General features: G+C 62.2%; 20 protein-coding genes. 6 read left to right on the plus strand and 14 right to left on the minus strand.

Annotation, left to right across the window (positions count from 1 at the left end; translation table 11 throughout):
• The first annotated feature begins 6 nt into the window (after window positions 1-6).
• Together V6943_RS17355 and V6943_RS17360 are read left to right on the plus strand one after the other, a co-directional pair.
• Window positions 7-714, plus strand: a complete 708-nt coding sequence (locus V6943_RS17355) for a sulfite exporter TauE/SafE family protein (protein ID WP_340554857.1) — start codon at window positions 7-9, stop codon at window positions 712-714.
• Window positions 715-918: 204 nt separating this feature from the next.
• Window positions 919-2,175 (plus strand): OprD family porin, encoded by a 1,257-nt coding sequence (locus V6943_RS17360; RefSeq protein WP_340554858.1) that lies wholly within the window; start codon window positions 919-921, stop codon window positions 2,173-2,175.
• Between the two features lie 98 nt (window positions 2,176-2,273).
• Here V6943_RS17360 and V6943_RS17365 read toward each other — a convergent pair whose 3' ends face one another.
• From V6943_RS17365 to V6943_RS17375, 3 genes are all read right to left on the minus strand, one after another.
• Window positions 2,274-3,101 carry an alpha/beta fold hydrolase gene (locus V6943_RS17365; protein WP_131651591.1) on the minus strand — a complete coding sequence of 276 codons (828 nt, stop codon included), beginning with the start codon at window positions 3,099-3,101 and terminating at the stop codon, window positions 2,274-2,276.
• Between the two features lie 176 nt (window positions 3,102-3,277).
• The gene (locus tag V6943_RS17370) at window positions 3,278-4,909 is read right to left on the minus strand and encodes an acyl-CoA synthetase (RefSeq protein WP_340554859.1); all 1,632 of its coding nucleotides are present in this window, start codon (window positions 4,907-4,909) and stop codon (window positions 3,278-3,280) included.
• Window positions 4,910-5,037: 128 nt separating this feature from the next.
• Window positions 5,038-5,517, minus strand: coding sequence for a MaoC family dehydratase (locus V6943_RS17375; protein WP_131651589.1), 480 nt, complete (start codon window positions 5,515-5,517; stop codon window positions 5,038-5,040).
• Window positions 5,518-5,668: 151 nt separating this feature from the next.
• Here V6943_RS17375 and V6943_RS17380 point away from each other — a divergent pair, with 151 nt between their 5' ends.
• Window positions 5,669-6,157 (plus strand): DUF421 domain-containing protein, encoded by a 489-nt coding sequence (locus tag V6943_RS17380; protein ID WP_181104221.1) that lies wholly within the window; start codon window positions 5,669-5,671, stop codon window positions 6,155-6,157.
• A 21-nt stretch (window positions 6,158-6,178) separates the two neighbouring features.
• On the opposite strand, the gene V6943_RS17385 is transcribed toward V6943_RS17380, so the two are convergent.
• Complete coding sequence (locus V6943_RS17385; protein ID WP_340554860.1) at window positions 6,179-7,390, minus strand: MFS transporter; 1,212 nt, start codon at window positions 7,388-7,390, stop codon at window positions 6,179-6,181.
• Entirely contained in the window at window positions 7,387-8,013 is a 627-nt protein-coding gene (gene wrbA, locus V6943_RS17390; protein WP_340554861.1) for an NAD(P)H:quinone oxidoreductase, read from the minus strand. Before wrbA ends, V6943_RS17385 begins: the two co-directional genes overlap by 4 nt.
• Before the next feature lie 103 nt (window positions 8,014-8,116).
• Here wrbA and V6943_RS17395 point away from each other — a divergent pair, with 103 nt between their 5' ends.
• Window positions 8,117-9,028, plus strand: coding sequence for a LysR family transcriptional regulator (locus tag V6943_RS17395; RefSeq protein ID WP_340554862.1), 912 nt, complete (start codon window positions 8,117-8,119; stop codon window positions 9,026-9,028).
• A 25-nt stretch (window positions 9,029-9,053) separates the two neighbouring features.
• On the opposite strand, the gene V6943_RS17400 is transcribed toward V6943_RS17395, so the two are convergent.
• Window positions 9,054-9,836: an IclR family transcriptional regulator gene (locus V6943_RS17400; RefSeq protein ID WP_181104211.1), complete on the minus strand. Its 783-nt coding sequence runs from the start codon at window positions 9,834-9,836 to the stop codon at window positions 9,054-9,056.
• A 115-nt stretch (window positions 9,837-9,951) separates the two neighbouring features.
• Between V6943_RS17400 and hmgA the strand changes: the two genes are divergently transcribed.
• Window positions 9,952-11,247: a homogentisate 1,2-dioxygenase gene (gene hmgA / locus V6943_RS17405; RefSeq protein WP_340554863.1), complete on the plus strand. Its 1,296-nt coding sequence runs from the start codon at window positions 9,952-9,954 to the stop codon at window positions 11,245-11,247.
• 1 nt (window position 11,248) lies between these two features.
• Window positions 11,249-12,556, plus strand: a complete 1,308-nt coding sequence (gene fahA / locus V6943_RS17410) for a fumarylacetoacetase (protein WP_131651579.1) — start codon at window positions 11,249-11,251, stop codon at window positions 12,554-12,556.
• 215 nt (window positions 12,557-12,771) lie between these two features.
• On the opposite strand, the gene V6943_RS17415 is transcribed toward fahA, so the two are convergent.
• The 8 genes from V6943_RS17415 to V6943_RS17450 form a co-directional block, all read right to left on the minus strand.
• Window positions 12,772-13,836: a hypothetical protein gene (locus V6943_RS17415; protein ID WP_445324149.1), complete on the minus strand. Its 1,065-nt coding sequence runs from the start codon at window positions 13,834-13,836 to the stop codon at window positions 12,772-12,774.
• A gap of 3 nt (window positions 13,837-13,839) precedes the next feature.
• Entirely contained in the window at window positions 13,840-14,088 is a 249-nt protein-coding gene (locus V6943_RS17420; protein WP_340554864.1) for an acyl carrier protein, read from the minus strand.
• The gene (locus V6943_RS17425; RefSeq protein WP_340554865.1) at window positions 14,085-16,004 is read right to left on the minus strand and encodes an HAD-IIIC family phosphatase; all 1,920 of its coding nucleotides are present in this window, start codon (window positions 16,002-16,004) and stop codon (window positions 14,085-14,087) included. Before V6943_RS17425 ends, V6943_RS17420 begins: the two co-directional genes overlap by 4 nt.
• Window positions 16,005-16,037: 33 nt before the next feature.
• Window positions 16,038-17,576: an MBOAT family O-acyltransferase gene (locus tag V6943_RS17430; protein ID WP_340554866.1), complete on the minus strand. Its 1,539-nt coding sequence runs from the start codon at window positions 17,574-17,576 to the stop codon at window positions 16,038-16,040.
• Between the two features lie 559 nt (window positions 17,577-18,135).
• Window positions 18,136-19,476 carry a short-chain fatty acid transporter gene (locus V6943_RS17435; protein WP_131651575.1) on the minus strand — a complete coding sequence of 447 codons (1,341 nt, stop codon included), beginning with the start codon at window positions 19,474-19,476 and terminating at the stop codon, window positions 18,136-18,138.
• A gap of 279 nt (window positions 19,477-19,755) precedes the next feature.
• Window positions 19,756-20,937, minus strand: a complete 1,182-nt coding sequence (locus tag V6943_RS17440) for an acetyl-CoA C-acetyltransferase (protein ID WP_340554867.1) — start codon at window positions 20,935-20,937, stop codon at window positions 19,756-19,758.
• Window positions 20,938-21,013: 76 nt separating this feature from the next.
• Window positions 21,014-21,673 carry a CoA transferase subunit B gene (locus V6943_RS17445; RefSeq protein WP_131651572.1) on the minus strand — a complete coding sequence of 220 codons (660 nt, stop codon included), beginning with the start codon at window positions 21,671-21,673 and terminating at the stop codon, window positions 21,014-21,016.
• Between the two features lie 37 nt (window positions 21,674-21,710).
• A complete protein-coding gene (locus V6943_RS17450; protein WP_131651571.1) occupies window positions 21,711-22,409 on the minus strand; it encodes a CoA transferase subunit A in 699 nt (232 codons plus the stop codon).
• Window positions 22,410-22,422: the final 13 nt, after the last annotated feature.

Raw genomic sequence — 22,422 nt, forward strand, 5'->3', positions numbered from 1 at the left:
CCAGCCATGCCGATCGAATCGTTTTTCTTCATCGCAGTCGCCGTCGCCGTGGGTGCTCTCGTTCAGGGCACAACAGGTATGGGATTTGCCTTGATCGTAGCGCCGGTGATGGGGCTGTTAGAGCCAACATTGCTGCCCATCACCTTGTTGGCCTTGATGCTGCCGCTCAACGCCATCGTTGCGTGGCGTGAGCGTCACGCTATCGATCTGCGAGGCAGTTCGTGGATTACCTTGGGCCGAGTGTTCGGTACGTTCGGCGGGATATGGGTGCTCTTCTGGCTACCGTTGTCCCAGCTCAATGTGCTGATCGGCTTGTCGACCATTACGGCTTGTCTTGCCACTTGGATGGCACCGGTCTTCGTACCGGGTCGTTGCGCGTTCGTTTCCACCGGGCTCATAACGGGTATCACCGAGACGGCCACAGGTATTGGTGGCCCCCCACTGGCATTGGTTTACCAACATTCGCCGGTGGCTACCCTCCGCGGGTCCGTAGCCCTCTGCTTCCTGATAGGTGAAGTGATTTCCCTGGTCGTGCTCGCGGCAGGAAACCATCTGCATGTCGAGCAGTTTCCGCCCCTGTTGTGGTTGTTACCGCCGCTGGCGGTGGGCTTGGCGGCTAGCCACTGGGCACGGAGTGTTCTCGACGATGCCCGTTTGCGCCGCTTCGTACTCCTGTTTGCCTTCGTCTCAGGATTGTTGCTCTTGGCTCAATAAGACGGCGTTGGCTTGAACGCGATGGTTGCTTGATTCCGGCTAGCGGTGGGAATCGAACAACACCAAGCCTTGATTAGTGCTGTGGCTGACTGACCGCTACCGCAGACCTGTTTGCCGCCTGTGCGGCAGCACTACTCCCCCTCGCATTTGGCATCCGCAACGGCGGCGGGGAGCCCTCAACCTTGAAAAAGGAAAACAACAACAATGAAACACCACATCACCCAAGCAAGCCGCATCCTCGCACCCACCTTGCTCGCCGCGACCATCGCCGCTTTTGTCCCGCTGACTGCCGGTGCCGAGGGATTCGTCGAAGACACCAAGATCACCGTGAACGCGCGCAACTTCTACATCGGTCGTGAGTTTCGCGACGACTCAATCACTCGCAGCAAGGCTGAGGAATGGACCCAGAGCTTCTTTCTAAATGCCCAATCCGGTTACACCCCCGGCCCGGTCGGCTTTGGCGTCGACCTGATTGCCGGTCTAGCGGTCAAGCTCGACGGCGGCCGTGGGACTACCGGTACGGCCCTGTTGCCGCGCGATAGCAACGGACGCCCGGTCGACGACTATGGTCGCTTGGGTGTAGCTGCCAAGGCCAAGATCTCGAATACCGAACTGAGAGTTGGCGAAATGATGCCGGTACTGCCGATTCTGCGTTCGGACGATGGTCGCTCGCTGCCGCAGACCTTTCAGGGCGGCATGATCACTTCGCGCGAGTTCGATGGGCTGATGCTCTCTGCCGGCCAGTTCCGCCAGAACAGCGTGCGCGACGACGCGAGCATGGAAGACATGAGCTTTGGCGGTGGCGTCTCAGACCGCTTCAACTACATCGGTGGCGAATACGCCTTCAATGACAAACGCACCACCGTGGGCCTGTGGACTGCTGAGTTGAAGGATGTCTACGAGCAGCAGTACGTACAGCTGCTGCACACCCAGCCGCTGGGCGCAGGCTTCGCTCTGACCGCCAACCTCGGCTATTTCCAGGGTGACGAAGATGGCAGCGCCCGTGCCGGCGAGCTGGACAACAAGACCTACTCCGGCCTGTTCGGCCTGAAGGCTGCCGGCAGCACCTTCTACGTCGGCTTGCAGAAGGTCAGTGGCGACGCATGGATGCGCGTCAACGGCACTAACGGCGGCTCGGTGGCCAACGACAGCTTCAACAACAGCTACGACAATGCCGGCGAGCGTTCCTGGCAGCTGCGTCACGACTACAACTTCGCCGCATTGGGCATCCCTGGCCTGACCCTGATGAATCGCTACATCAGCGGCGACAACATCAGAACAGCCAATACCGAAGACGGCGAGGAGTGGGGCCGCGATACCGAGCTGGCTTACACCATCCAGAGCGGCCCGGCGAAAAACCTCAACATAAAGTGGCGTAACTCAAACTTTCGCTCCGAGATTAACGCCCGAGACCTCGACGAGAATCGCCTGATATTCAACTTTCCGTTCTCGATCCTGTAGCTGCGGTTCTATTGCTCCCGCTGAACGAATTACTGCTGCGTGCTCTTGGCCCGCCATTGGCGGGCCTTTTTTCGTTCGCAAATCCGAATCAACCTAACCTAAATACAACCCGGTGCGCTTGCAGAGGCAGCACTCGCAGGCTGCCACGCAGCTTGAAGAAACCGCACAACCGCCTCAACGACAACCTCCGGCTGCTCGCGGTGCGGGACGTGATGGCAATTATCGAGCAGCAATTTCTGCACGGGGGCGCGCCCTAACTCGACGATGCGTTGTGGGTGCGTTTCGGAGCCGTATTCGTCTTCGAGACCATGAATGGCCAGCAGCGGGCAGGCGATGCTCGGCGCGGTTTCTTCCAGTGTCCAGTCGGCGTAGGTCTCGGACAGCCAGGTGTCGATCCAGGCCGAGAGCACCCATGCGGCCTTGTCGCCATGATATTTGCTCAGCCGTTCCATCTGGCCGGGTTCGGCGAAGGCCGCCTGGGCTTGCCGAATGCCCTCCAGCGTCCGCGCTTCGACGAAGGCTTGGGCCGACTCGGTGATCAAGGCGCGGCATTGGTGCGGGTAGCGCGCCGCGATGCTGGCCGCCATGGCGCCGCCGACGCTGTGGCCGAAGAGGATGAAGTGCTCAATGTCCAGCGCCTGCCTTACCGGTGGGAAAAAAAGCTCGGCCTCGTCGCGAATGAAGCGGTTCGACCAGCCGCCCGGATGCGGTGCGGAACGGCCGAAGCCCAAGCGATCGTAGGCGATGACATCGCGTGCGGTGGCCGCCGCGAGCCGCTCGGGAAAGTCGCGCCACAGTTCGACGCAACCGAGCGAGTCGTGCAGCAGGACGATGGGCGTCTTGCGCGAGTGGCTTGTACGCCAATGGCGGGTGAACACCTCGCCGTGCTCGGTCGGCAGGTAGCGATCTTCGGTCGAAACGTTCATGCATGTTCCTTACTACAAGTAATGCTCGCCCGATGCGGCCATGCCGGGCTGTGCGCCTACGGGGCGAGTGAGAAGCCTATTGCCAGACAGCTGAGGTGCTGGAAGGGGGAGCATTTAGCAGCTTGCGCGCAACCCGTCACGCCACGATGGCCAGCGTCTGCTCCCCGACCTCGGCTTCAGCTGGTTACCGTTGGCGATGGCTGTGTGGTCTTTTCCCGATCACGCAACAGGAATCGCTGGATCTTGCCGCTCGGGGTTTTAGGCAGCTCGCTGACGAACTCGATCTCGCGCGGGTAGGCGTGGGCGGACAGACGCTGACGTACATGTTGCTGCAGCTGTTCGGCCAGCGCGGCGTCGCCCTCATGGCCGGCATGCAGCACCACGAACGCCTTCACCAGTTCGGTGCGCTCCGGATCGGGTTTGCCGATAACCGCCGCCTCGATCACCGTCGAATGCTCGACCAGCGCGCTTTCCACATCGAAGGGGCCGACGCGATAGCCGGATGTGGTGATCACGTCATCGGCGCGGCCCACGAAGCTGATGCTGCCGTCGGCATTCAATTCAACGGTGTCGCCGCTCAGGTAGTAATCGCCCACGAAGGCCTTGGTCTTGGTGCCTACATAACCTGAGAACCAGAGCAACGGCGAGCGGCGACGGTCCAGCGCCAGCATGCCGGGCGTGCCTGGCTCCAACTCGCGCTGCTGTTCGTCCAGCACCACGACGCGGTGTCCGGGCATGGCGTAACCCGCCGTTCCGATGCTGACCGGGTGACTCAATGCATGGTGGTTGCACAACACCATGCCGAGTTCGGTCTGGCCGTAGTGGTCGTGGATGGTGCAACCGAGGCCGGTGCTGAACCAGCGGATGACCTCCGGAGTGAGCGGTTCGCCGGCACTGCTCACGGCACGCAGACGGCCCTTGATCTGCGCTTCCACCTCGTTGCGAGCCGCCAGCAGCAAGCGGAATGCGGTAGGGGAGCCGGCCATGTTGGTGATGCCGTATTCGCTGACGACGCGGCACGTGCTGTCGACGGTGAAGCCGCCTTCGTAGAACAGCGTGCTGTGCCCCATGGCGAGCGGGCCCGTGACGGCGTAATAAAGGCCGTACGCCCAGCCTGGATCGGCGATGTTCCAGAAGTTATCTTCGGGCCGGAGGTCGACCGCGTCCCGCATGTAGGTAACGAATGCCACGATGGCCTTCAGCGGTACATGCAGTTGCTTCGCAGGCCCCGTGGTGCCGGAGGTGAACATCGCGAGAAAGGGTGCTTCGCCGCCCAGAAGCACCGGCTCGAACTCAGTCGACTGGTGATTCACCTGCGTCCAGAAATCATCGGCGCCGTCGCCCACGACAAGCCGGCGCGGCGCCGCTTCGATGGCGTCCAGCTTCTCGCTGTTGGCCGCGTCGGTGACCACCATTTTCGCGCCGGATTCCTTGATCCGATGTTCGACCGCTTTGGGGCCGAAGGCAGTGAATAGCGGCTGGTAGATAGCGCCGACGCGCCAGGTACCAAGAATGGTGATCAGCAATTCCGGCGTGCGCGGCAGCAGACCTGCGACGGTGTCGCCCGGCTTGATGCCGTGGCTGTCCAGCAGATTGGCGAAGCGCGCGGCGGCTTCCTTGAGTTGCGCGAAGGTCCATGTGGCGCGCTGGCCGTCGCGGCCTTCCCAGACGAGGGCGACCTTGTCCGAGTCTGCGTGGCGGTCGCAGCACTCGACACAGGCATTCATGGCCGAGAGATCACCAGAAAGAATCGCCGCGACCGTTTGGTCGTAATCGAACTCGCTGGCCGCAGTGGCGTAGTCGCGCATGTCTGGCTCCTGGGTTTCTTGTTATTGGTCCTTGGATATTGGCTCCGCCTCGGCCCCGCAACAATGGCAAAAGCCATCAACCTCGATGAGCGGTTTGGACAAATATCACGGGCCCGACGCGGGGGGCTTCAGTGATCGATCACGCCATTGGTTGGGTCGCCCTCGGCAACCATCGCAGCGAGGCGCGCCCGTTCCTCGTTGCCCGGTATGACGCCGGTGGTTTCAGCTTCGAGGACGACTACGCCATCGGGATTGGTGGTGGTGACCTGTGCCCTGGCACGGCCGCGTTCGTCGATGTCAGTGATGATCCAGCGGCAGGAGAGAGCTTCGTCGGCATAGACCGGCCGCTTGAAGCGGAACGTCATGCCGGAGGCCAGCCAGCCGATCTGTCCGCCGATCTCGGTCAGCAGGCTGGCGGTCAGTAAACCGTGGGAAACCGGTGCCTTGAAGTTGCGTAGTTGTGCATAAGGTTCGTCGAGATGGACCGGATTGTAGTCCCGCGACAGGTGCGCGAACTGCAGAATTTCATCCGTTGTGAATGTGCGGGTCACGACGAACTCGTCACCTACTGCAAGGCCTTCGATGGCGCGTTGTCTGAGTTCTTTCATGACGTCTCCGGTTTGTCACTGCCATTTTTGGGCCGAACGTTGTCGTTCCGATGACGAGCATAGCGGTTTCAGATAAATGGGCTGGCGGTGCGGGCGAGGTTGGCCGTCTCGTCGGGTCTGATGGGTACATCGGCCCGCTCAGGAACCTGACATGTTTGAAGATCTCGGCATTGAGACCTCGCTCTGGGAAATCGCCTTGCGCGGCTCGGCGGTTTACCTGCTGTTGGCCATAGTGTTGCGTCTGGCGCCCAAACGCCATTCGGGCAGCCTGTCACCCAACGACATGATCGCGCTGGTGATCATCGGCAGCCTGGCGGCCGACGGCATCCGTGGGGATGCCATGTCGCTGGGTGATCTGCTATTGATGGGTTTGGTGATCGTCGTCTGGGACTACATCTTCAATCTCGCCGAGTTCTATTTCCCGCGCCTGCGGCAGGTGACTCAGGATTCGCCGACTCTGCTGATTCACAACGGGCAGCTGCTACAGAACAATCTGCGCAAGGAAAAGCTGACCGAGCAGGAAGTCTCGGCAAATCTGCGCAAGCACGGCATCGAAGATATCGCCGAGGTGCGTTACGCCGTGCTGGAGGTCGACGGCCAGATCAGCGTGATCGAACATCAGTCGAAATCGGTTGAGTGACGAAGCGAGCCCTGACGCGCCTCAGCTATCGTGATTCGGCAGCCTTCGTCTAAATGACTCGCTGCGTTGGAAAGACGTACGCAGAACGCACCCGATTGCACAAGCCGCTATCGCCGAAACGACCACTACCGCACCGGCCGCGCCCCAGCCGAATGCTGCGGTTACGCTCCCCACGGCCACCGGGCCAAGCAGTTGCCCGAGATTGCTTCCTTGCATGATCAAGCCGACGGCGATCGGCACGAGCGCCGCGTTAGGGGAAAGCAGTGGTGCGGAAGCCAGCAACGTCGCGGGGATCAGCCCGCCCACTGCGGAAAAAAAGATGCACAACACGAACGTCGGTAATGCCGGGAAGAGGTCGAGAAATATGCCGAGCCCGGCCACCCCCATGACGCTGCTCGCACAGACGATGAGTGAAGCGCGGCCGACCCCACGCGCCATTAGATAACCGGCCGCAAGGTTACCGCTGGCGTTGATGGCGCTTGCCAGTGCGGCCAACAGCCCGGCGCTGTGGTGAGAGACGCCCATGCGCTCCATCAGCAAGACCGGCAAAAAGCTGAACAATGCGAAGAACATTAGGCTGTAGAGCGCAAAACAGAGTGCCAGCAAGGACGTTCCGCTGGAGGACAGCAAGCGGCGAATATCTTCAACCATGCGTCGCAGACGCTGGCCACCAGGCGTTGCGCCGCGCGGTACGCAAAAAACCACCACAAGTGCGACAGCCGCTGCGAGGCCCGCGCTCGACCACCAGAACGACTGCCATGTATGGAATAGCGGCCCGGTCAGCATCGCAATGGCCAGCCCGCATGGCATGAAGCAGCTCCAAAGCGAAAACGCCATATCGCGCTGCGAACCGGTCGTGAGACGCTGCAAGAGCGCCGGCCCGGCCACCGTGATCAGAAGAAAACCGAGCCCCTCCAAAAGCCGGGAGGCCAAGAGAATGGGATACGAAGGTGCGATCGCACCAGCCGCGCCTGCGAGGGTCATCACCCCCAGCCCCAGCAGCAACATTCTTCGATCACCGGCGGCCGTCACCAAGGCACCGGCCGGCACGCCGCCAAGCAGTCCCAGCACAGCGAATATCCCGGTAAGCCAGCCGACCTCGCCGAGGTTCAACTGCAGATCCACCTGAAGCATTGGCGCCGCGATGGCGGCCTTGCCTACATGCAAGGCCGCCACGACGCCACAACCCAGAATCACCCAGACGATTGCCCTGGTGGAGGCCTCGGCGTTCACTGCGGCACTCCGATGGGGGACGCCGCGAGCGCCGCTGCAACTCGGGCGACATGCCACCCCTGGAAACGAGCGCCGTCCAGCTCGTTGTCGCTCGGTTGGCGGTTGCCACCGTTGCCGTCGTCAGCGAGTGTCGAAGCACCGTATGGCGTGCCTCCGGTAATCGCGTCCATCCGCAGTTGCCCTTTGAAGCTGTAAGGCAGCCCAACCACGACCATGCCCAGATGGAGCAGCACTGTGTGCGTCGCCAGGAGCGTGCTTTCCTGGCCTCCATGCTGGCTCCCTGTCGAAGTGAACGCGCCACCCGCTTTGCCGACCAGTTTGTCCTCGAACCACAACCCGCCGCATTGATCGAGAAAGTTCTTCATCTGCGATGCCATGTTGCCGAAGCGCGTGGGCGTGCCGATCACGATGGCGTCGTAACCCGGCAGCTCCGACACGGTAGCTACGTCGGCGGGTTGGTTCAGCTTGTAGCCGGCCCGTTCAGTGACATGTTCGGGCACCAGCTCAGGGACGCGTTTGATTACCGCCGATGCGCCCGCCTGACGAGCACCTTCGGCGACCGCCTGGGCGAGCGTTTCGATATGGCCATAGGAGGAGTAATAGAGCACCAGTACTTTCGTCATGTCGGTCACCCGCTAGCGTTGTGGACTAGGGGATTAGCCTATCCATTCCCAATGCTCTGCAAGAGTGATAAAAAACCGAACGTCTTGATCTACGGAGAAGATCATGCTGAACGGGTTAACGCTGGATCAGATTCGCACCTTCGTTACTGTGGTCGACAGTGGCAGCTTTCGTTCTGGCGCCGCGCGTTTGCTGCGCGTGCAGTCGGCAGTCAGCCATGCGATTGCCAATCTGGAGGGCGAGCTGGGTCTGCAACTGTTCGACCGCACCGGCTATCGGCCCGTACTGACTCCTGAAGGAAAAGCGTTGCTAGCCAATGCTCGCGACCTCCTTCTCAGAGCGGATGCCATGCGGGCACGTGCCCGCTCGCTGGGTGAGGGGGTCGAATCCGAATTGTCGCTGGTGGTCGACACCCTGTTCCCAATCGCTACGGTGGCGGCGGCGGTGACCAGGGTGCGTGAGGACTATCCTGCAATCACCTTCAGCCTGGAGTCCTTACCGCTAGGCGGGCCGCTTGCAGCACTGGATGAGAAGCGCTGCACGCTCGCCGTCATTGTGGGGGAGGATTTCCGCAACCCGAGGATCGCTCTGGAAGCGATCGGCTCGGTGGCGCAGATTGCCGTGGTGCATCGCGATCATCCGCTCGCCACCAAATCGGCTGGCGGAGCGCTGCTAGGATTACCGGATCTCGCCGACCATCAGCAAATCGTCCTAGCCGACCCGTCGCCATTGTCGGGAGGCCGAGCGTTCGGCGTCCTCTCGCCGTATACCTGCCGGGTAAACACGCAGGGCGTGAAGTTCGCGCTCATCCGCGCAGGCCTCGGCTGGGGCCGGTTGCCGGCATGGCAGGTGCAGGACGATCTCGACGCGGGCCAACTGGTACGCCTGGGTATTTCGGATCTCGGACGAAACAGCCAAGTGGCATATGAGGCCTACCTGGCGCACCGTCTGGACGAGCCGCTCGGTCCGGTCGCACAAGCCTTTCGCCGAGCCTTGGCCGAGCATCCAATGCCCTGAAGGGCTTATCTGCAGCCAGACACCCTCATTGAAAGGAAGCCCCCATCCGCTCACTGATCGCACGTGCCACCTTCAGCAACTGCTGCGCGGCTTCGCCATCCGCATCGGCCATGAAACCGGGCTCGGCGCCGACGATCGTGATGACGCCCGCCAATTGCTGATTGCCACTGAATATCGGCGCAGAGAGTGCATTGACGCCCGCCATCAGCAGGCCGTGCACGTGTTGAATGTGGGTGCGCTGCAGTTCTTTCATGGTCGCGGCCAGCGCTGCGGAGGAGGGCGCCGACGGCCGTTGCAGTTCCTCTTCGCGCAGCTCGGCAGTTTCCGCGTTTGGCATGAAGGCGTTGAACACCAAGCCGGTGGACGATCCCAGTAGTGGCAGCACCGAGCCGACCTGTGTCACCAGCGTGACGGCCCGCACCGCCTGCTCGACATGCACGACGGCCGGGCCGCGGTTGCCCCATACGGCGAGAAAGCAGGTTTCGTTGAGTTCGTCGCGCAGCTGCGCCAGATGCGGGGTGGCCAGCTTCACGACGTCCAGCCGACCCAGCGCCGCCAGACCGACGAATAGGGCGGCGCGACCCAGCCCGTAGTGATTGGTCAGCGGGTCTTGCTCGGCGAAGCCGCTGGCCATCAAGGCCTGCAGGTAACGATGGACCTTGCTGGCGGGCATGCCGACGTGTTCAGCCAGGCGCGACAGCGACGTCGCCGGGGCCAGTTCGGCCAGTGCAGTGAGGATGTCCGTGCCCACCTCGGCGGCCTGCACTTTCTGTCGGCGGGGCGCCGTGTCCGCGTTGCTGTCTGCCATGAATGTGACTGTCCTTTCATTGCCAGCCTGGAGAAGGCGCTGTTTATAGCTTGACGCCTTGTCGACTTCAAATTACTTTTTGCGTAAACGCATTACGCTAAAAAGAGAGACGGCTATGCAACCACAACAAGAAACCTCTCGATACCTGTCCGGCTTCGGCAATGAATTCAGCAGCGAGGCGCTGCCCGGTGCGCTGCCGGTCGGTCAGAACTCACCGCAGAAAGTGCCGTACGGGCTCTATACCGAACTGTTCTCCGGCACCGCATTCACCGTGCCGCGCAGTGAAGCGCGGCGGACCTGGCTATACCGCATCCGTCCTTCGGCCAATCACGGTCAGTTCCAGCATCTGGACCGGCAAATCGGCAGTGAGCTGGGGCCAGTCACGCCTAATCGGCTGCGTTGGAGCCCTGAACCTTTCCCCGAGACGGCGACCGATTTCCTCGATGGCCTGATGTGCATAACGGCCAACGCCGAACCCGGCCAGCCGGCGGGGGCGAGCATTTATCGTTACGCGGCGAACGTGTCGATGGAGCGGGTCTTCTTCAATGCGGACGGCGAGCTGCTGATCGTGCCGCAGCAGGGCGCGCTGAAGCTCGTCACCGAGCTGGGCGTGCTGAATGTTGCGCCGTTGGAGATCGCAGTGATTCCGCGGGGCATGCGCTTTCGTGTCGAGTTGCTCGAAGCGACGGCGCGTGGCTACGTTTGCGAGAACCACGGCTGCGCGCTGCGCCTGCCGGACCTCGGGCCTATCGGCAGCAATGGCCTGGCCAACCCGCGTGACTTTCTTGCGCCGGTCGCCCACTTCGAGGAGCGCGACGAGCCGGTGCAGCTGGTGCAGAAATTCCTCGGCGAGCTCTGGATGACTGAGCTCGATCACTCGCCGCTGGACGTGGTCGCCTGGCACGGCAACAACGTGCCCTACAAATACGACCTGCGCCGTTTCAACACCATCGGCACGGTCAGCTTCGACCACCCTGATCCATCAATCTTCACGGTGCTGACCTCGCCGAGCGCCATCCACGGCATGGCCAATATCGACTTCGTAATCTTCCCGCCGCGCTGGATGGTGGCGGAAAACACCTTCCGTCCGCCGTGGTTTCACCGCAACCTGATGAACGAATTCATGGGCCTGATCGATGGCGCCTACGATGCCAAGGCCGACGGCTTCTCGCCCGGCGGCGCATCGCTGCATAACTGCATGAGCGCGCATGGCCCTGATCAGGTTTCAACTGAACAGGCGATCAACGCCGAACTCAAACCGCACAAGATCGAGAACACCATGGCCTTCATGTTCGAGACCGGCCAGGTGCTTCGCCCCACACGCCAGGCACTGGAAAGCCCGCAGCTGCAGAGCGATTACGATAGCTGCTGGGCCGGCCTGGCCAAGACCTTCGACAAGAATGAGAAATGACATGACCGGACACACAGAACTTTGCAGCTGGGTCGAGTCGGCCAACGGCCATTCGGACTTCTCCCTCGCTAACCTGCCGCTGGGCGTGTTCAGCCGTGACGGCGGCGAGCCGCGTGGTGGCGTCGCCATCGGCGATTTCATTTTCGATTTGGGCGCTGCCTGCGACGCCGGCTTGTTCGACGGCCAAGCGCTGAATGCGGCAGAAGCGGCCAGCGGCGGCAGCCTCAATACTTTCTTCGCCCTCGGTGCGTCGGCCCGCAAAGCTTTGCGCGGTGCGTTGCAGGACCTGCTCGGAGAAGGCAACGCGCAGCGTGAGCGTCTGCAAGGCATGGGCGAGTCGTTGTTGCAGCCGATGGATCGTTGCCAGATGCATGTGCCGGCCAAAGTGGGCGACTACACCGACTTCTATGTCGGTATCCACCACGCCAACAATGTCGGCAAACTGTTCCGCCCTGACAACCCCTTGCTGCCGAACTACAAGTACGTGCCCATCGGCTATCACGGCCGTGCCTCGACCATCGACGTGTCCGGCGCAACGGTGAAGCGCCCCAACGGCCAAACCATGCCGCCGGGCGCCAGCGAGCCGAGCTTCGGCCCGAGCAAGCGGCTGGATTACGAACTGGAGCTGGGTATCTGGATCGGCGAAGGCAATGCCCGCGGCGAGGCAATCTCGATTGGCGAGGCGGGCAGCCATGTCGCTGGCTTCTGCCTGCTCAACGACTGGTCGGCGCGCGATCTGCAGGCCTGGGAATATCAACCGCTGGGCCCATTTCTGTCGAAGAGTTTCGCCACCAGCGTGTCGCCCTGGGTGGTCACGCCGGAAGCATTGGAACCCTTCCGCTGCGCCCAGCCGGCGCGGCCAGAAGGCGATCCGCAACCGCTACCGTATCTGTACGACCAACAGGATCAGCAGCGGGGCGCGCTGGATATCGAACTGGAAGTCCTGCTGCTGACCGCGGCCATGCGTGAACAGGCCCTGCCGGCACAGCGAATCGCACTGAGCAGCACGACGAACATGTACTGGACCGTGGCGCAGATGGTCGCGCACCACAGTGTCAACGGCTGCAGTCTGCAACCGGGCGACCTGTTCGGCTCTGGCACCCTGTCCGGTGCGAGCGCCGACAGCCTTGGCAGCCTGCTGGAAATCACCCAGGGCGGCAAGCATGCGCTGGAACTGCCTAGCGGCGAGACGCGTACCTTCCTTGAGGACGGCGACGAGATCATCCTGAAGGCTCGTTGCCGTCGGGATGGGTTCGCCTCGATCGGCTTTGGCGAGTGCCGAGGGCGGGTGATGCCCGCGTCGCGTTGATGCCAAAAGCGGGTAGGGGCTGAGCGGGCAACGGGCTTCGTCAATCTTAGTTCTGTCAAAAGCTTCGCCCCGAGGTCGGGCCTCCCACGAAAGTTAGAGGCGCGTCCCATACTTGTGGGAGGCGCGACTCGCGGCGAATGCTGTTGGAAGATTTCCGAAGGCCTATTGAAAGCCCGGTTGTCAGATGCGGCGACCGGGCTTTTCATCGTCACGGATCAGGGTGAGGAGGCGGTTTTCAGCATGGCGGGCGCCACCGGGCCGGCTTCGGCTCGGCGTATCTGCTCAGCCAGCGCCTCGGTAAAGGTCTGCGCAGCGGACCAGCGCAGGTGCACCGCATCGACGAAGGAGTTCACCGGCGTGCTCCAGTCCTTGTCGGCGTTCCAGTAGGTGCCAGTGGCACCCAGCGCTGCGGCGATGCGTTTATCGAAGTCGGCGAGAAAGGTGCCGTCCGGATCGTATTGTTCTTTCCACTGCGGGTGCAGCGGGGTGGAGACGACCATCAGGCTGCGGTCTTCGCGTTGCAGCCGTGCGCTCATTTCGCGCAGCGCATCGAAGCAGTTGTCGTCTAGCGCATCTGGGCGGCCATACATCAGATGACGGGTGTTGCGGGTGATCAACGGACCATCACCGAAGCGATTGAATACCAACGGGTCCCATTCGATCTGGCCGGCGCGCTGCGCCTTGACGGTCAGGGCGTTGCGCGCAAGGGATTTGGGCGCGAAATAGCGCATGTAATAGCCCCAGTGCGATGCGCCTTCATAAACGTAAGGGCCGACGTGCGCACGGTTGAACACCGCCGTCGGCACTTTCCAGCAGCCGGCGAAATCCTGCGGATCGGCGATCATCACCACGCTGCGGATGCTCGGCTCACGATCGAGCAGCCAATGTCCGACATAAACCGACTGGTTAGCGAACAGGCCGCAGAAGGCACCGTTCATGGGGCGTGTTTCTGGCAGCGCCTTGGTCAGGACATTGCCGTCCACATGCCGCCAGGCCACCGATGAGCCGATGATCAGCAGATTAGGAGAGCGAATAGGGTTGTTCCGCAGAAAATTAAGCTTCTCATCGACGCACAGGTTGTTGGAGAACGCCGGCGGCGGCAGGTTGCCGGTCCGGTCCAGGCCCAGCAGGCTCAGGCAGAACAGCGTCAGGGCGCCGAACAGGCCGGCGAACAGCGACAGCAGATACCGCGAATTCACCCGCCCAGGTGCGCTGGCCGTGCTGCCTGCACCCTGTTCGGCGGTGCTCCCGTCCATGGATACCTCAGCGGTATGCGGCATTACCTACCTCCCTTCGAGCTTGGCGCTGATGACCTGGGCGAAGTGCCCGACGTTGCGCAGCGACTCCAACTCCGCCGTGCGGAACTTGATGCCGAAGCGCTGTTCCGCAGCGACCGTGAGCATGACGTGGGTCTGGCTGTCCCAGCCCTCGACGTCATTGGCGGTCAGCTCCGACGAGAGCACGATGTTGTCGTCGTCGAATACGTCGTGAAATACCGGGGTGAGTGCGTTGATTACCTCTGCTTCGGTCATGCCTTTACCTCGATGAAGTGACGGGGCGTGCGGGTGGAAGTTAATTCGTAGCGCCAGAAGGTCGCCTCGCGGGCGGCATCGGCGGTAGATGTGTGCTGGACGAAGCCCAGCCGGGGATAGTGTTCGGCGACCATGCCGTTGCGTTCGGTGGGGCGGTATTCGCCGATCAGCGCGTGGTAGCCGGCTGCTTTGGCGGCCTCGGCGAGTACCTCGAGAACGGCTTCTTCGACCTGTCGGCCGAGCACGCGGCAGCTCATCAGCCAGCTGTCGATCAGCAGTTCATCGTCGGCGACCGCCGCATCCGGTCTGGCCATCACAACGCTGATCAGCCCGTTGTCGCCGAACTTGTCGGCCAGACGGATCGCCAATGCCACCGAGCGCAGGTCATTGGCGATGCGCTCGACCTCCGCCTCGCTGTAGCGGCGCGTCGTGAGGTTGAACTGGTTGGTCTTGTTGATCAGTTGCGTGCTGCGGGCGAGTTCGGCGGCGCCGATTGGCGTTGCGGTCAGCACCATTTCCAGGCCGCGCAGATAACCTTCCATGTCGGTGGCCTGGCTCATGGCCGCCTTGCGCTCGGCGTTCAGCGCGTAGTTGCGCCCGCGCGTGGCGTCGTCCGAGGTGAAGGAGGTCGCCTCGAAGTAGCCGGCCGCCGCGACACGCGCTGGATAATCGGCCACGTCGTCGGGCAATTCCGGGACGGCGACTTCGGGAAGTTCGCGACGCACGATGTCGCGCTCGGCCGGGTTGTCATCGACGAAGACCAGGCTGTCCAACCCGATATCCAGCATCGAGGCGATACGCCGCAGGTTGCCGGCCTTGTCTTCCCAGTTTGCGACGAAGGCGGCGATATCGCTGCGCTTGAGCGCCATTTCTGGATGCTTGAACGCCGCCTCGGCGACGCTCGGATCGTTCTTGCTGCACACCGCGAGGATAATCCCGCGACGCGCCAGCAGCGCCGCGTAACGCTGGAAGGCGAGAAAGGCTTCGCCGTTGGGCGAGCCCTGGCCAAGATGAATGCCGTCGACGCCATCGTCACCGACCACGCCGCCCCACAGCGTGTTGTCCAGATCCAGCACCAGGCATTTGCGCGACAGGCCGATGCTGGCGGCAGCGATGCGCGCCAGTTGGTCGCCATACAGAGGCGCCAGGTTCGGGCTGACCAGCTGCTTGGCCTGATGCCAGCGCAGCGGTTCGGCCAGGCCATCGCCGTAGCTGCCGCGCGCCGCTTCCCAGGCGAGATCCATCAGCAGCACGCTGTCTTCTCGGGCGGCGCTGCGGATGGCTGCGTTAAGGCGCTCGACCAGAGCCCAGGGCGAGGCCGGGACCAAGGCTTCGAACGAGCCGAAGACCGGCGGATCGGCTGGCACGATGGTCTGCTGCACCACCTTTGCGGAATAGCGCTCGCGGGCGCGGCGCCAGAGCAGGCGCAGCTCGTTGACACGCTCGGTCACCGCTGCATCCACGTCCTCCGATGAGGTCTCCAGCGGCAGTCGCAGAGGCGCGTCGCAGGCATCCAGCGCCAGAACGATCAGTTGCGGAGCAAAGCTCGCCAGAGCTGGGTCGTCCATTAGCAGTGCCTGGCGGTACATGCCATAAGGCGCGATGTGAACTGAGAGTGCCAGCCGCCGTTGCAACCCGGCCACGCGAATCGCCGGCACCAGGTGATCGACCGTGTGGGACGAGAGCAGGGCAATACGCAAAGGACGCAAGCCCGACATGGACGCCTCGCCGTTGGCAACCGCTTGCAAGCCTTCGCTTGCCAATCGGTCCAGGCGGGTCGTCAGGGTGAAGTCCCGCCGATACCCCGCGAGTCGTACAGCCGCTGCTAGGCGTGTGAGTGGGTCGGGTTCGCGCTTGGCCTCGCTGATCGCGGCGCTCAGGTCTGAATGTTCGGCTAGCCAGAGAAGCTGATCCATTAGCCATTAACTCCTTTTGCGTCAGCTGGAATGTCAGAACTGGAAGTAGAGAAACTCGGTAGGGGCGACGGAGAACGCCACGGCAAGGGCGAAGAAACCCAGCACGCCGATGGCGACGCCAATCACCGGAGTCGGATTCCAAGAGGCAATCGGTATCCAGCGCAGCAGCCAGCTTTCGTTCGGCTGTGCATCCAGGGTGGTGCGAAAACGCGCCATCCACTGCTGCACGTTGGGCATGAACCAGACGAAGGCGAGCAGCAGCGCGACGGTGAGATAGTCCGACTTGTCGAGCTTGGTATTCAGCTCGCTCAAGCCGGCCATGCCCGACAGGATCGCCATCGCCGCCGCAACGCTCTCGGCGCGGAAGAACACCATGGCCACGACCACGCAGAGGAAAGTCAGCAGCACGGCGCAACAGTGGTGCCAGAACTTGTCGCTATCGAGCGGCAGGCCGCGGCGCGCCTTGTAGGCGCGAAAGCCATGGGCGACCACCAGATAGAAACCATGCAGCAGGCCGAACACCACGAACTGCCAGCCCGCGCCGTGCCAGACGCCGGAGATGAACATGGTCAGCACGGTGGGGTAGGCGACCAGCACGACAAAGGTGCTCAAACTCATTTTGCCGCGACGAGGCAGCGGCTTGCCGGTGGCCATCCGCGAGCGCGTGATCCGCATGACGATAGGGTTGTAGATATAGGCTGTGAGAAAGCGCGTCAGCGTCATATGCCAGCGCGACCAGTAGTCGATGAGGTTGTGCGCCTTGAACGGGCTGTTGAAATTCATCGGCAAGCGCAGGCCGAACATCAGGCCGAGCCCGATAGCCATGTCGCTGTAGCCGGAGAAGTCGAAATAAATTTGCAGCGTGTAGGTGAGGGCGCCGAACCAGGCGTCGTACAGCGCCGGCACGGTGCCGTCGGCGGCAACGGCGAAGATTGGCGAGGCCTTGGCGCCTAGCGGGTCGGCGATGATCACCTTCTTGAACAGGCCGAGCAGAAACACCGTCAGCCCCAGGGAGAGGTTGTCCAGCCGAGGACGAAAGGTGCTGTGATCCTTGAACTGCTTGAGCATCTCGCTGTGGTGAGTAATCGGGCCGGCGATCAGCTGCGGGAAGAACGTGATGAACAGGCAGTAATTGATGAAGTCGTGCTCGCTCACTTCGCCATCATGGGCATCGACCAGATAGGCGATCTGCTGGAAGGTAAAAAAGGAAATCGCCAAGGGCAGGATGATGTCGCCCACCGACCAGCCCAGGCCGAAGGCATCGTCGAGCGTGCCGAACAGAAAACCGGTGTATTTGTAGTAGCCGAGCAACGCCACGTTGGCGGCGACACCCAGCACCAGTAGCGTGCGCGACGGCCGGCGCATCAGGTAGCCGCCGATCAGGTAGTTGAACGCCATGCTGCCGACCAGCAGCGGCACATAAGCCGGGTTCCACCAGCCGTAAAACACCAGCGACGCCAGCGTTAGCCAGATGGCTGCAAGCCGTTGTTTACCACTGCCCGCAAGGATGATGAAGCCAAGAAGAACCACCGGCAGAAACCCGGCGATGAACACCATGGAGTTGAAGAGCATCGTCCTTTCCCTTTCCCTGAGTCTCTTCTGCTGCCCTTCGACATCAGGACAGCGACTGTCCGAGAGCTACCACAAAGCGGCTGCTATCGACGCGTTCGTCGAGGTATCCACACCTCATCCCAAACTCGACAGCCAATCCTTGCAGCTAGGATTTCAATCAATCGCTAGCGCAGGTGTTAAGCCTCGGTCCGTTAACTGCGACTCAGAGTTGTAAGAAAAAGTTGCACCGTTCATCTGTTCCGATCTTCAGGCAGACGAGCGGATATGACGGGTAAAAGAAGCGAAACGGTTATTCCAGAGCCTCTCCTAACGCCGGCAGCGTTCAATGTGCTCGTGATGAGACGGTAAGAAAGAAATCCAAGAAGACCAGCAGACGAAGCCGCGGAGGATTCATTCCCCTGACCCGGTCTCGCCATCGCCGAGTAGGGCCAGACGACTGTTCTGAACGTAGTATCGAACCCGTGGGGAGAAGTTCAGAACCGGGTTGTCGGAGCCGCTTGGATTGCCGCGCGGTGGAACCCGAAAGGGCAGGGCCATTGCGGCGCCTGCCCTGTTTCTATCAGCCAAGGAAATAGAAGCAGCCGGAAATGACCAAGCCTGAGTACACCAAGATCAACAAGCAATAACCCATGATGTCGCGCGCGCCGAGGCCGACAATGCCGAGGATTGGCAGCGCCCAGAACGGCTGGATCATATTGGTCCAGGCATCACCCCAGGCGATGGCCATGGCCGTCACCGCCGGCGTCACACCGAGCGCCTGGCCGGCCGGCAGCATGATCGGTCCTTGTACGGCCCACTGGCCGCCACCAGACGGTACGAAAACGTTGACCAGACCGGCGCTGAGGAAGGCCAGCACTGGGAAGGTATCGGCCGACGACGAGGCGATGAACGACTCGGTGATCTGCTTGCCCAGCGACAGGCCCTCGGCGTTGGCGCCGACCATCATGCCCATGATTCCCGCGTAGAAGGGAAACTGGATGACGATGCCGCTGATCCCGCCAATACCGTCTTGCACGGCACGCATGTAGCGCTCGGGCGAGCCGTGCAGCAGCAGGCCGATGAAAAGGAACAGGCCGATGACGATATTGAGCGTCAGGGCGAAGCCGTTCTCGGCGAAGTAGTAAACGAAATACACCGCACCTAGCGCGACGATGATCAGGTTGAGGATGCGGCTGTCGTCCATGCGCTGGGCCAGCGTCTCGCGTGGCAGCGGCTGATGTTCCGGCTCCAGCAGCAGCGCGGGATCGGCAACTTTCGGCTGCTTGGGATGCATGGCCCAATTGAGGATCGGCAGGCCGATGACCAGCAGCGCGATGATGGTCAGGTTCAGCGTGGTGAACAGCGTATCGCCGACACCAATGGCACCGGTGATTACACCGCCGGTCATGCGCTCCAGGTCAGCGCCGCCAGTGGCGAGTGACAGCGGAACCGAGCCGGACAGGCCGCCATGCCAGATGAGGAAGCCAGAATAGGCAGCGGCCACCAGCAGTGGGTAGTCGACGCCTTTGACCTCACGGGCCAGCGCACGGGCGAAGACTGCACCGATCACCAGGCCGAAGCCCCAGTTGATCCAGGAACCGGCCAAGCCCACCAACGTGACCAGCACGATGGCGCGGCCAGGGGTGCGCGCGATGCGGGCCAGGCCCGCGAGTAGGCGGTGAATGGCCGGTGCGCTGGCAAGCGCGTGCCCGGTGACGAGAATCAGCGCCATCTGCATGGCGAAGGTGAGCAAATTCCAGAAGCCTGTGCCCCAGTGCTTCGCCATGGCCGGCAGGCCCTGACCGGTGACGAGCATGCTGGCGGCCAGCACGATGAGACTAAGAAGAATGGCGAAAACGAAGGGTGAGGGTAGGTATCGCTGTACGAGCTTTACGCTCAAAGAGGTAACGGCGCCGAGCATGGTTGTGATCCTGTGTTGTTTTCTTTGTTATGAGCGGCGCGCGTGCGTGGCGCGCGCCGTTATTTCATCGATGTATTCAGGCGGTTCTCAGGACCGCGGTCCAGAACCCTCCCTATGTGATTTGGTCTAGGGTCTGTTGCCGTTTCGTCGTCAGCCGCGTTGCTGCGCCAAATCTCGCCAGGCAAGACGCGGGACGCAGGTAATGGTGGTTCCCTTGCCGAGTCCCGCAACGCCGCATGGCGCGGCCGCGCACGAAACGGCAACAGACCCTAGCGCCGTTCAGTTGCGTTCGATCGCCAGCGCAACACCCTGACCGCCACCGATGCACAGGGTGGCGAGGCCCTTTTTGGCGTCGCGGCGGATCATCTCGTGCAGCAGCGTCACCAGGATTCGGCAGCCCGACGCGCCAATGGGGTGACCGAGCGCGATGGCGCCGCCGTTGACGTTGACCTTGCTGGCATCCCAGCCCAATTCTTGGCCGACCGACAGCGCCTGTGCGGCGAAGGCTTCGTTGGCTTCGATCAGGTCGAGCTCATCCAGCGACCAACCGGCTTTGTCCAGGCAGCGGCGTGTTGCCGAAACCGGCGCGATGCCCATGATCGCCGGGTCGACGCCCGCATTGGCGTACGCCTTGATCCGCGCCAGCACCGGCAGGCCAAGCGCCTTGGCCTTGTCCGCGCTCATCAGCAGCACGGCGGCGGCGCCGTCGTTGAGACTGGAGGCGTTACCGGCGGTGACCGAGCCGTCTTTCTTGAATGCGGCCCTGAGCTTGGCCAGCGCGTCGGCCGTGGTACCGGCACGCGGTTGCTCGTCGGTATCGAAGCGCAGCGGCTCGCCCTTGCGCTGAGGAATCTCGATTGGCGTGATTTCATCCTTGAAGCGACCGGCTTCGATGGCGGCGACGGCTTTCTGCTGCGACGAGGCGGCGAAGGCATCCTGTGCTTCACGGCTGATGCCGTACTTGTCGACCAGATTCTCGGCGGTGATGCCCATGTGGAAATCGTTGAAGGCATCCCAGAGACCGTCGCTGATCATCGAGTCGACCAGTTCGGCATGACCCATGCGCAAACCGGTACGGGCCTTGGGCAGGACGTAGGGTGCCAGACTCATGTTTTCCTGACCGCCGGCGATAATCACTTCGGCGTCGCCGCAGCGGATGGCTTGGGTGGCCAGGTGCAGCGCTTTGAGCCCCGAGCCGCAGACCTTGTTCAGCGTGAAGGACGGCACTTCGTGCGGCAGGCCGGCCTTGACCGAGGCCTGGCGTGCCGGGTTCTGACCGGCGCCAGCAGTCAGCACCTGGCCGAGAATCACTTCATCGACTTCGGCGGGATTCAGCCCAGTCTGTTCGAGCAGACGCTTGATCACGGCAGCGCCCAGGTCCGGCGCGGTGATGTTGGCCAGGGCACCTTGAAAGGAGCCGATGGCGGTACGGGTAGCGGCAACGATAACGACGTCTTGCATGGCGAATCTCCTGGATTCAAAACGGGAAAAGCCCCGCGTGCGACCAGCGCACCGCGAGGCCCTGTTCGGCGCTTGATCAGCCGAAGGTCATTTCCGGTACATGATCAGGCACTACCAGTTCACCGGCGGTCTTGGCGATGATCTCCTCGACGCTCACGCCGGGGGCGCGTTCCTTGAGGATGAAGGCACCGTTCTCGATTTCAAGATAAGCCAGATCGGTCAGCACGCGCTTGATGCAGCCGGCGCCGGTCAGCGGCAGGGTGCACTTGGGCAGCAGCTTGGACTCGCCGTCCTTCGAGGCGTGCGTCATCAGCACGATGATGTTTTCGGCACCGGCGACCAGATCCATCGCACCGCCCATGCCCTTGACCAGCTTGCCGGGGATCATCCAGGAGGCAATGTTGCCCTGTACGTCGACTTCGAAAGCGCCGAGTACGGTGAGGTCGATATGCCCGCCGCGAATCATCGCGAAGGATTCGGCGGAGTTGAAAATGGAGGCGCCGACGCGGGCGGTGACAGTCTGCTTGCCGGCGTTGATCATGTCGGCGTCGAGCTCCTGCTCGGTAGGGAAGGCGCCCATGCCGAGCAGGCCGTTCTCCGATTGCAGCATCACTTCCATGCCTTCGGGCACGTAGTTGGCGACCAGCGTCGGGATGCCGATGCCGAGGTTTACGTAGTAGCCGTCCTGCAGTTCATGAGCGACGCGCTGGGCCATTTGTTCGCGGGTTAAAGCCATGGTCTTGATCTCTTATTCTTTGAACCAATGAGGGATTTCAGCTGCGGACGGTGCGCTTCTCGATGCGCTTTTCGAAGGTGCCGCAGATGATGCGGTCGACGTAGATGCCGGGGGTATGGATCTGGGTGGGATCGATTTCGCCGGGCTCGACGATTTCCTCGACTTCGACCACGGTGATCTTCCCTGCGGCTGCGGCCAGCGGATTGAAGTTCTGCGCGGTGTGGCGGTAGATGACGTTGCCGTAGCGGTCGGCCTTCCAGCCTTTGACGATGGCGAAGTCGCCGGTGATGGCGTGTTCGAGAATGTGTGGACGACCGTTGAATTCGCGCACGTCCTTGCCTTCGGCGATGGGTGTGCCGTAGCCGGTCGCGGTATAGAAGGCCGGAATGCCGGCGCCGCCCGCGCGCATCTTCTCGGCCAGCGTGCCTTGAGGTGTCAGCTCGACTTCCAGCTCGCCATTGAGCAGCTGCTTTTCGAACAACGCGTTTTCGCCCACGTAGGAGGCGATCATCTTGCTGATCTGCCGGTCTTCCAGCAGCACGCCGAGGCCGAAACCGTCGACGCCGCAGTTATTGGAAACCACCGTCAGATCGCGAGTGCCCTTGCGCTTGATCTCGGCGATCAGGTTCTCCGGGATGCCGCACAGACCGAAACCGCCAGCCAGTACGGTCATGCCGTCCTGCAGCCCTTCAAGGGCTTCGGCATAGGTGCTGACGCGTTTGTCGAAACCAGCCATAAACCATTCCTTC

This window comes from Pseudomonas sp. CBC3 (genome assembly GCF_037967085.1).
GTDB lineage: Bacteria > Pseudomonadota > Gammaproteobacteria > Pseudomonadales > Pseudomonadaceae > Stutzerimonas.

Bases quoted from the DNA above. Each gene is read 5' to 3' on its own strand.
- V6943_RS17450 (WP_131651571.1), bottom strand. From the start codon at position 22,409: ATGGCTGGTTTCGACAAACGCGTCAGCACCTATGCCGAAGCCCTTGAA.
- V6943_RS17395 (WP_340554862.1), top strand. From the start codon at position 8,117: ATGCTGAACGGGTTAACGCTGGATCAGATTCGCACCTTCGTTACTGTG.
- hmgA (WP_340554863.1), top strand. From the start codon at position 9,952: ATGCAACCACAACAAGAAACCTCTCGATACCTGTCCGGCTTCGGCAAT.
- V6943_RS17370 (WP_340554859.1), bottom strand. From the start codon at position 4,909: ATGCGCGACTACGCCACTGCGGCCAGCGAGTTCGATTACGACCAAACG.
- V6943_RS17435 (WP_131651575.1), bottom strand. From the start codon at position 19,476: ATGCTCGGCGCCGTTACCTCTTTGAGCGTAAAGCTCGTACAGCGATAC.
- V6943_RS17425 (WP_340554865.1), bottom strand. From the start codon at position 16,004: ATGGATCAGCTTCTCTGGCTAGCCGAACATTCAGACCTGAGCGCCGCG.
- V6943_RS17445 (WP_131651572.1), bottom strand. From the start codon at position 21,673: ATGGCTTTAACCCGCGAACAAATGGCCCAGCGCGTCGCTCATGAACTG.
- V6943_RS17375 (WP_131651589.1), bottom strand. From the start codon at position 5,517: ATGAAAGAACTCAGACAACGCGCCATCGAAGGCCTTGCAGTAGGTGAC.
- V6943_RS17360 (WP_340554858.1), top strand. From the start codon at position 919: ATGAAACACCACATCACCCAAGCAAGCCGCATCCTCGCACCCACCTTG.
- V6943_RS17430 (WP_340554866.1), bottom strand. From the start codon at position 17,576: ATGCTCTTCAACTCCATGGTGTTCATCGCCGGGTTTCTGCCGGTGGTT.
- V6943_RS17365 (WP_131651591.1), bottom strand. From the start codon at position 3,101: ATGAACGTTTCGACCGAAGATCGCTACCTGCCGACCGAGCACGGCGAG.
- V6943_RS17415 (WP_445324149.1), bottom strand. From the start codon at position 13,836: ATGCCGCATACCGCTGAGGTATCCATGGACGGGAGCACCGCCGAACAG.
- wrbA (WP_340554861.1), bottom strand. From the start codon at position 8,013: ATGACGAAAGTACTGGTGCTCTATTACTCCTCCTATGGCCATATCGAA.
- V6943_RS17355 (WP_340554857.1), top strand. From the start codon at position 7: ATGCCGATCGAATCGTTTTTCTTCATCGCAGTCGCCGTCGCCGTGGGT.
- V6943_RS17440 (WP_340554867.1), bottom strand. From the start codon at position 20,937: ATGCAAGACGTCGTTATCGTTGCCGCTACCCGTACCGCCATCGGCTCC.
- fahA (WP_131651579.1), top strand. From the start codon at position 11,249: ATGACCGGACACACAGAACTTTGCAGCTGGGTCGAGTCGGCCAACGGC.
- V6943_RS17420 (WP_340554864.1), bottom strand. From the start codon at position 14,088: ATGACCGAAGCAGAGGTAATCAACGCACTCACCCCGGTATTTCACGAC.
- V6943_RS17380 (WP_181104221.1), top strand. From the start codon at position 5,669: ATGTTTGAAGATCTCGGCATTGAGACCTCGCTCTGGGAAATCGCCTTG.
- V6943_RS17400 (WP_181104211.1), bottom strand. From the start codon at position 9,836: ATGGCAGACAGCAACGCGGACACGGCGCCCCGCCGACAGAAAGTGCAG.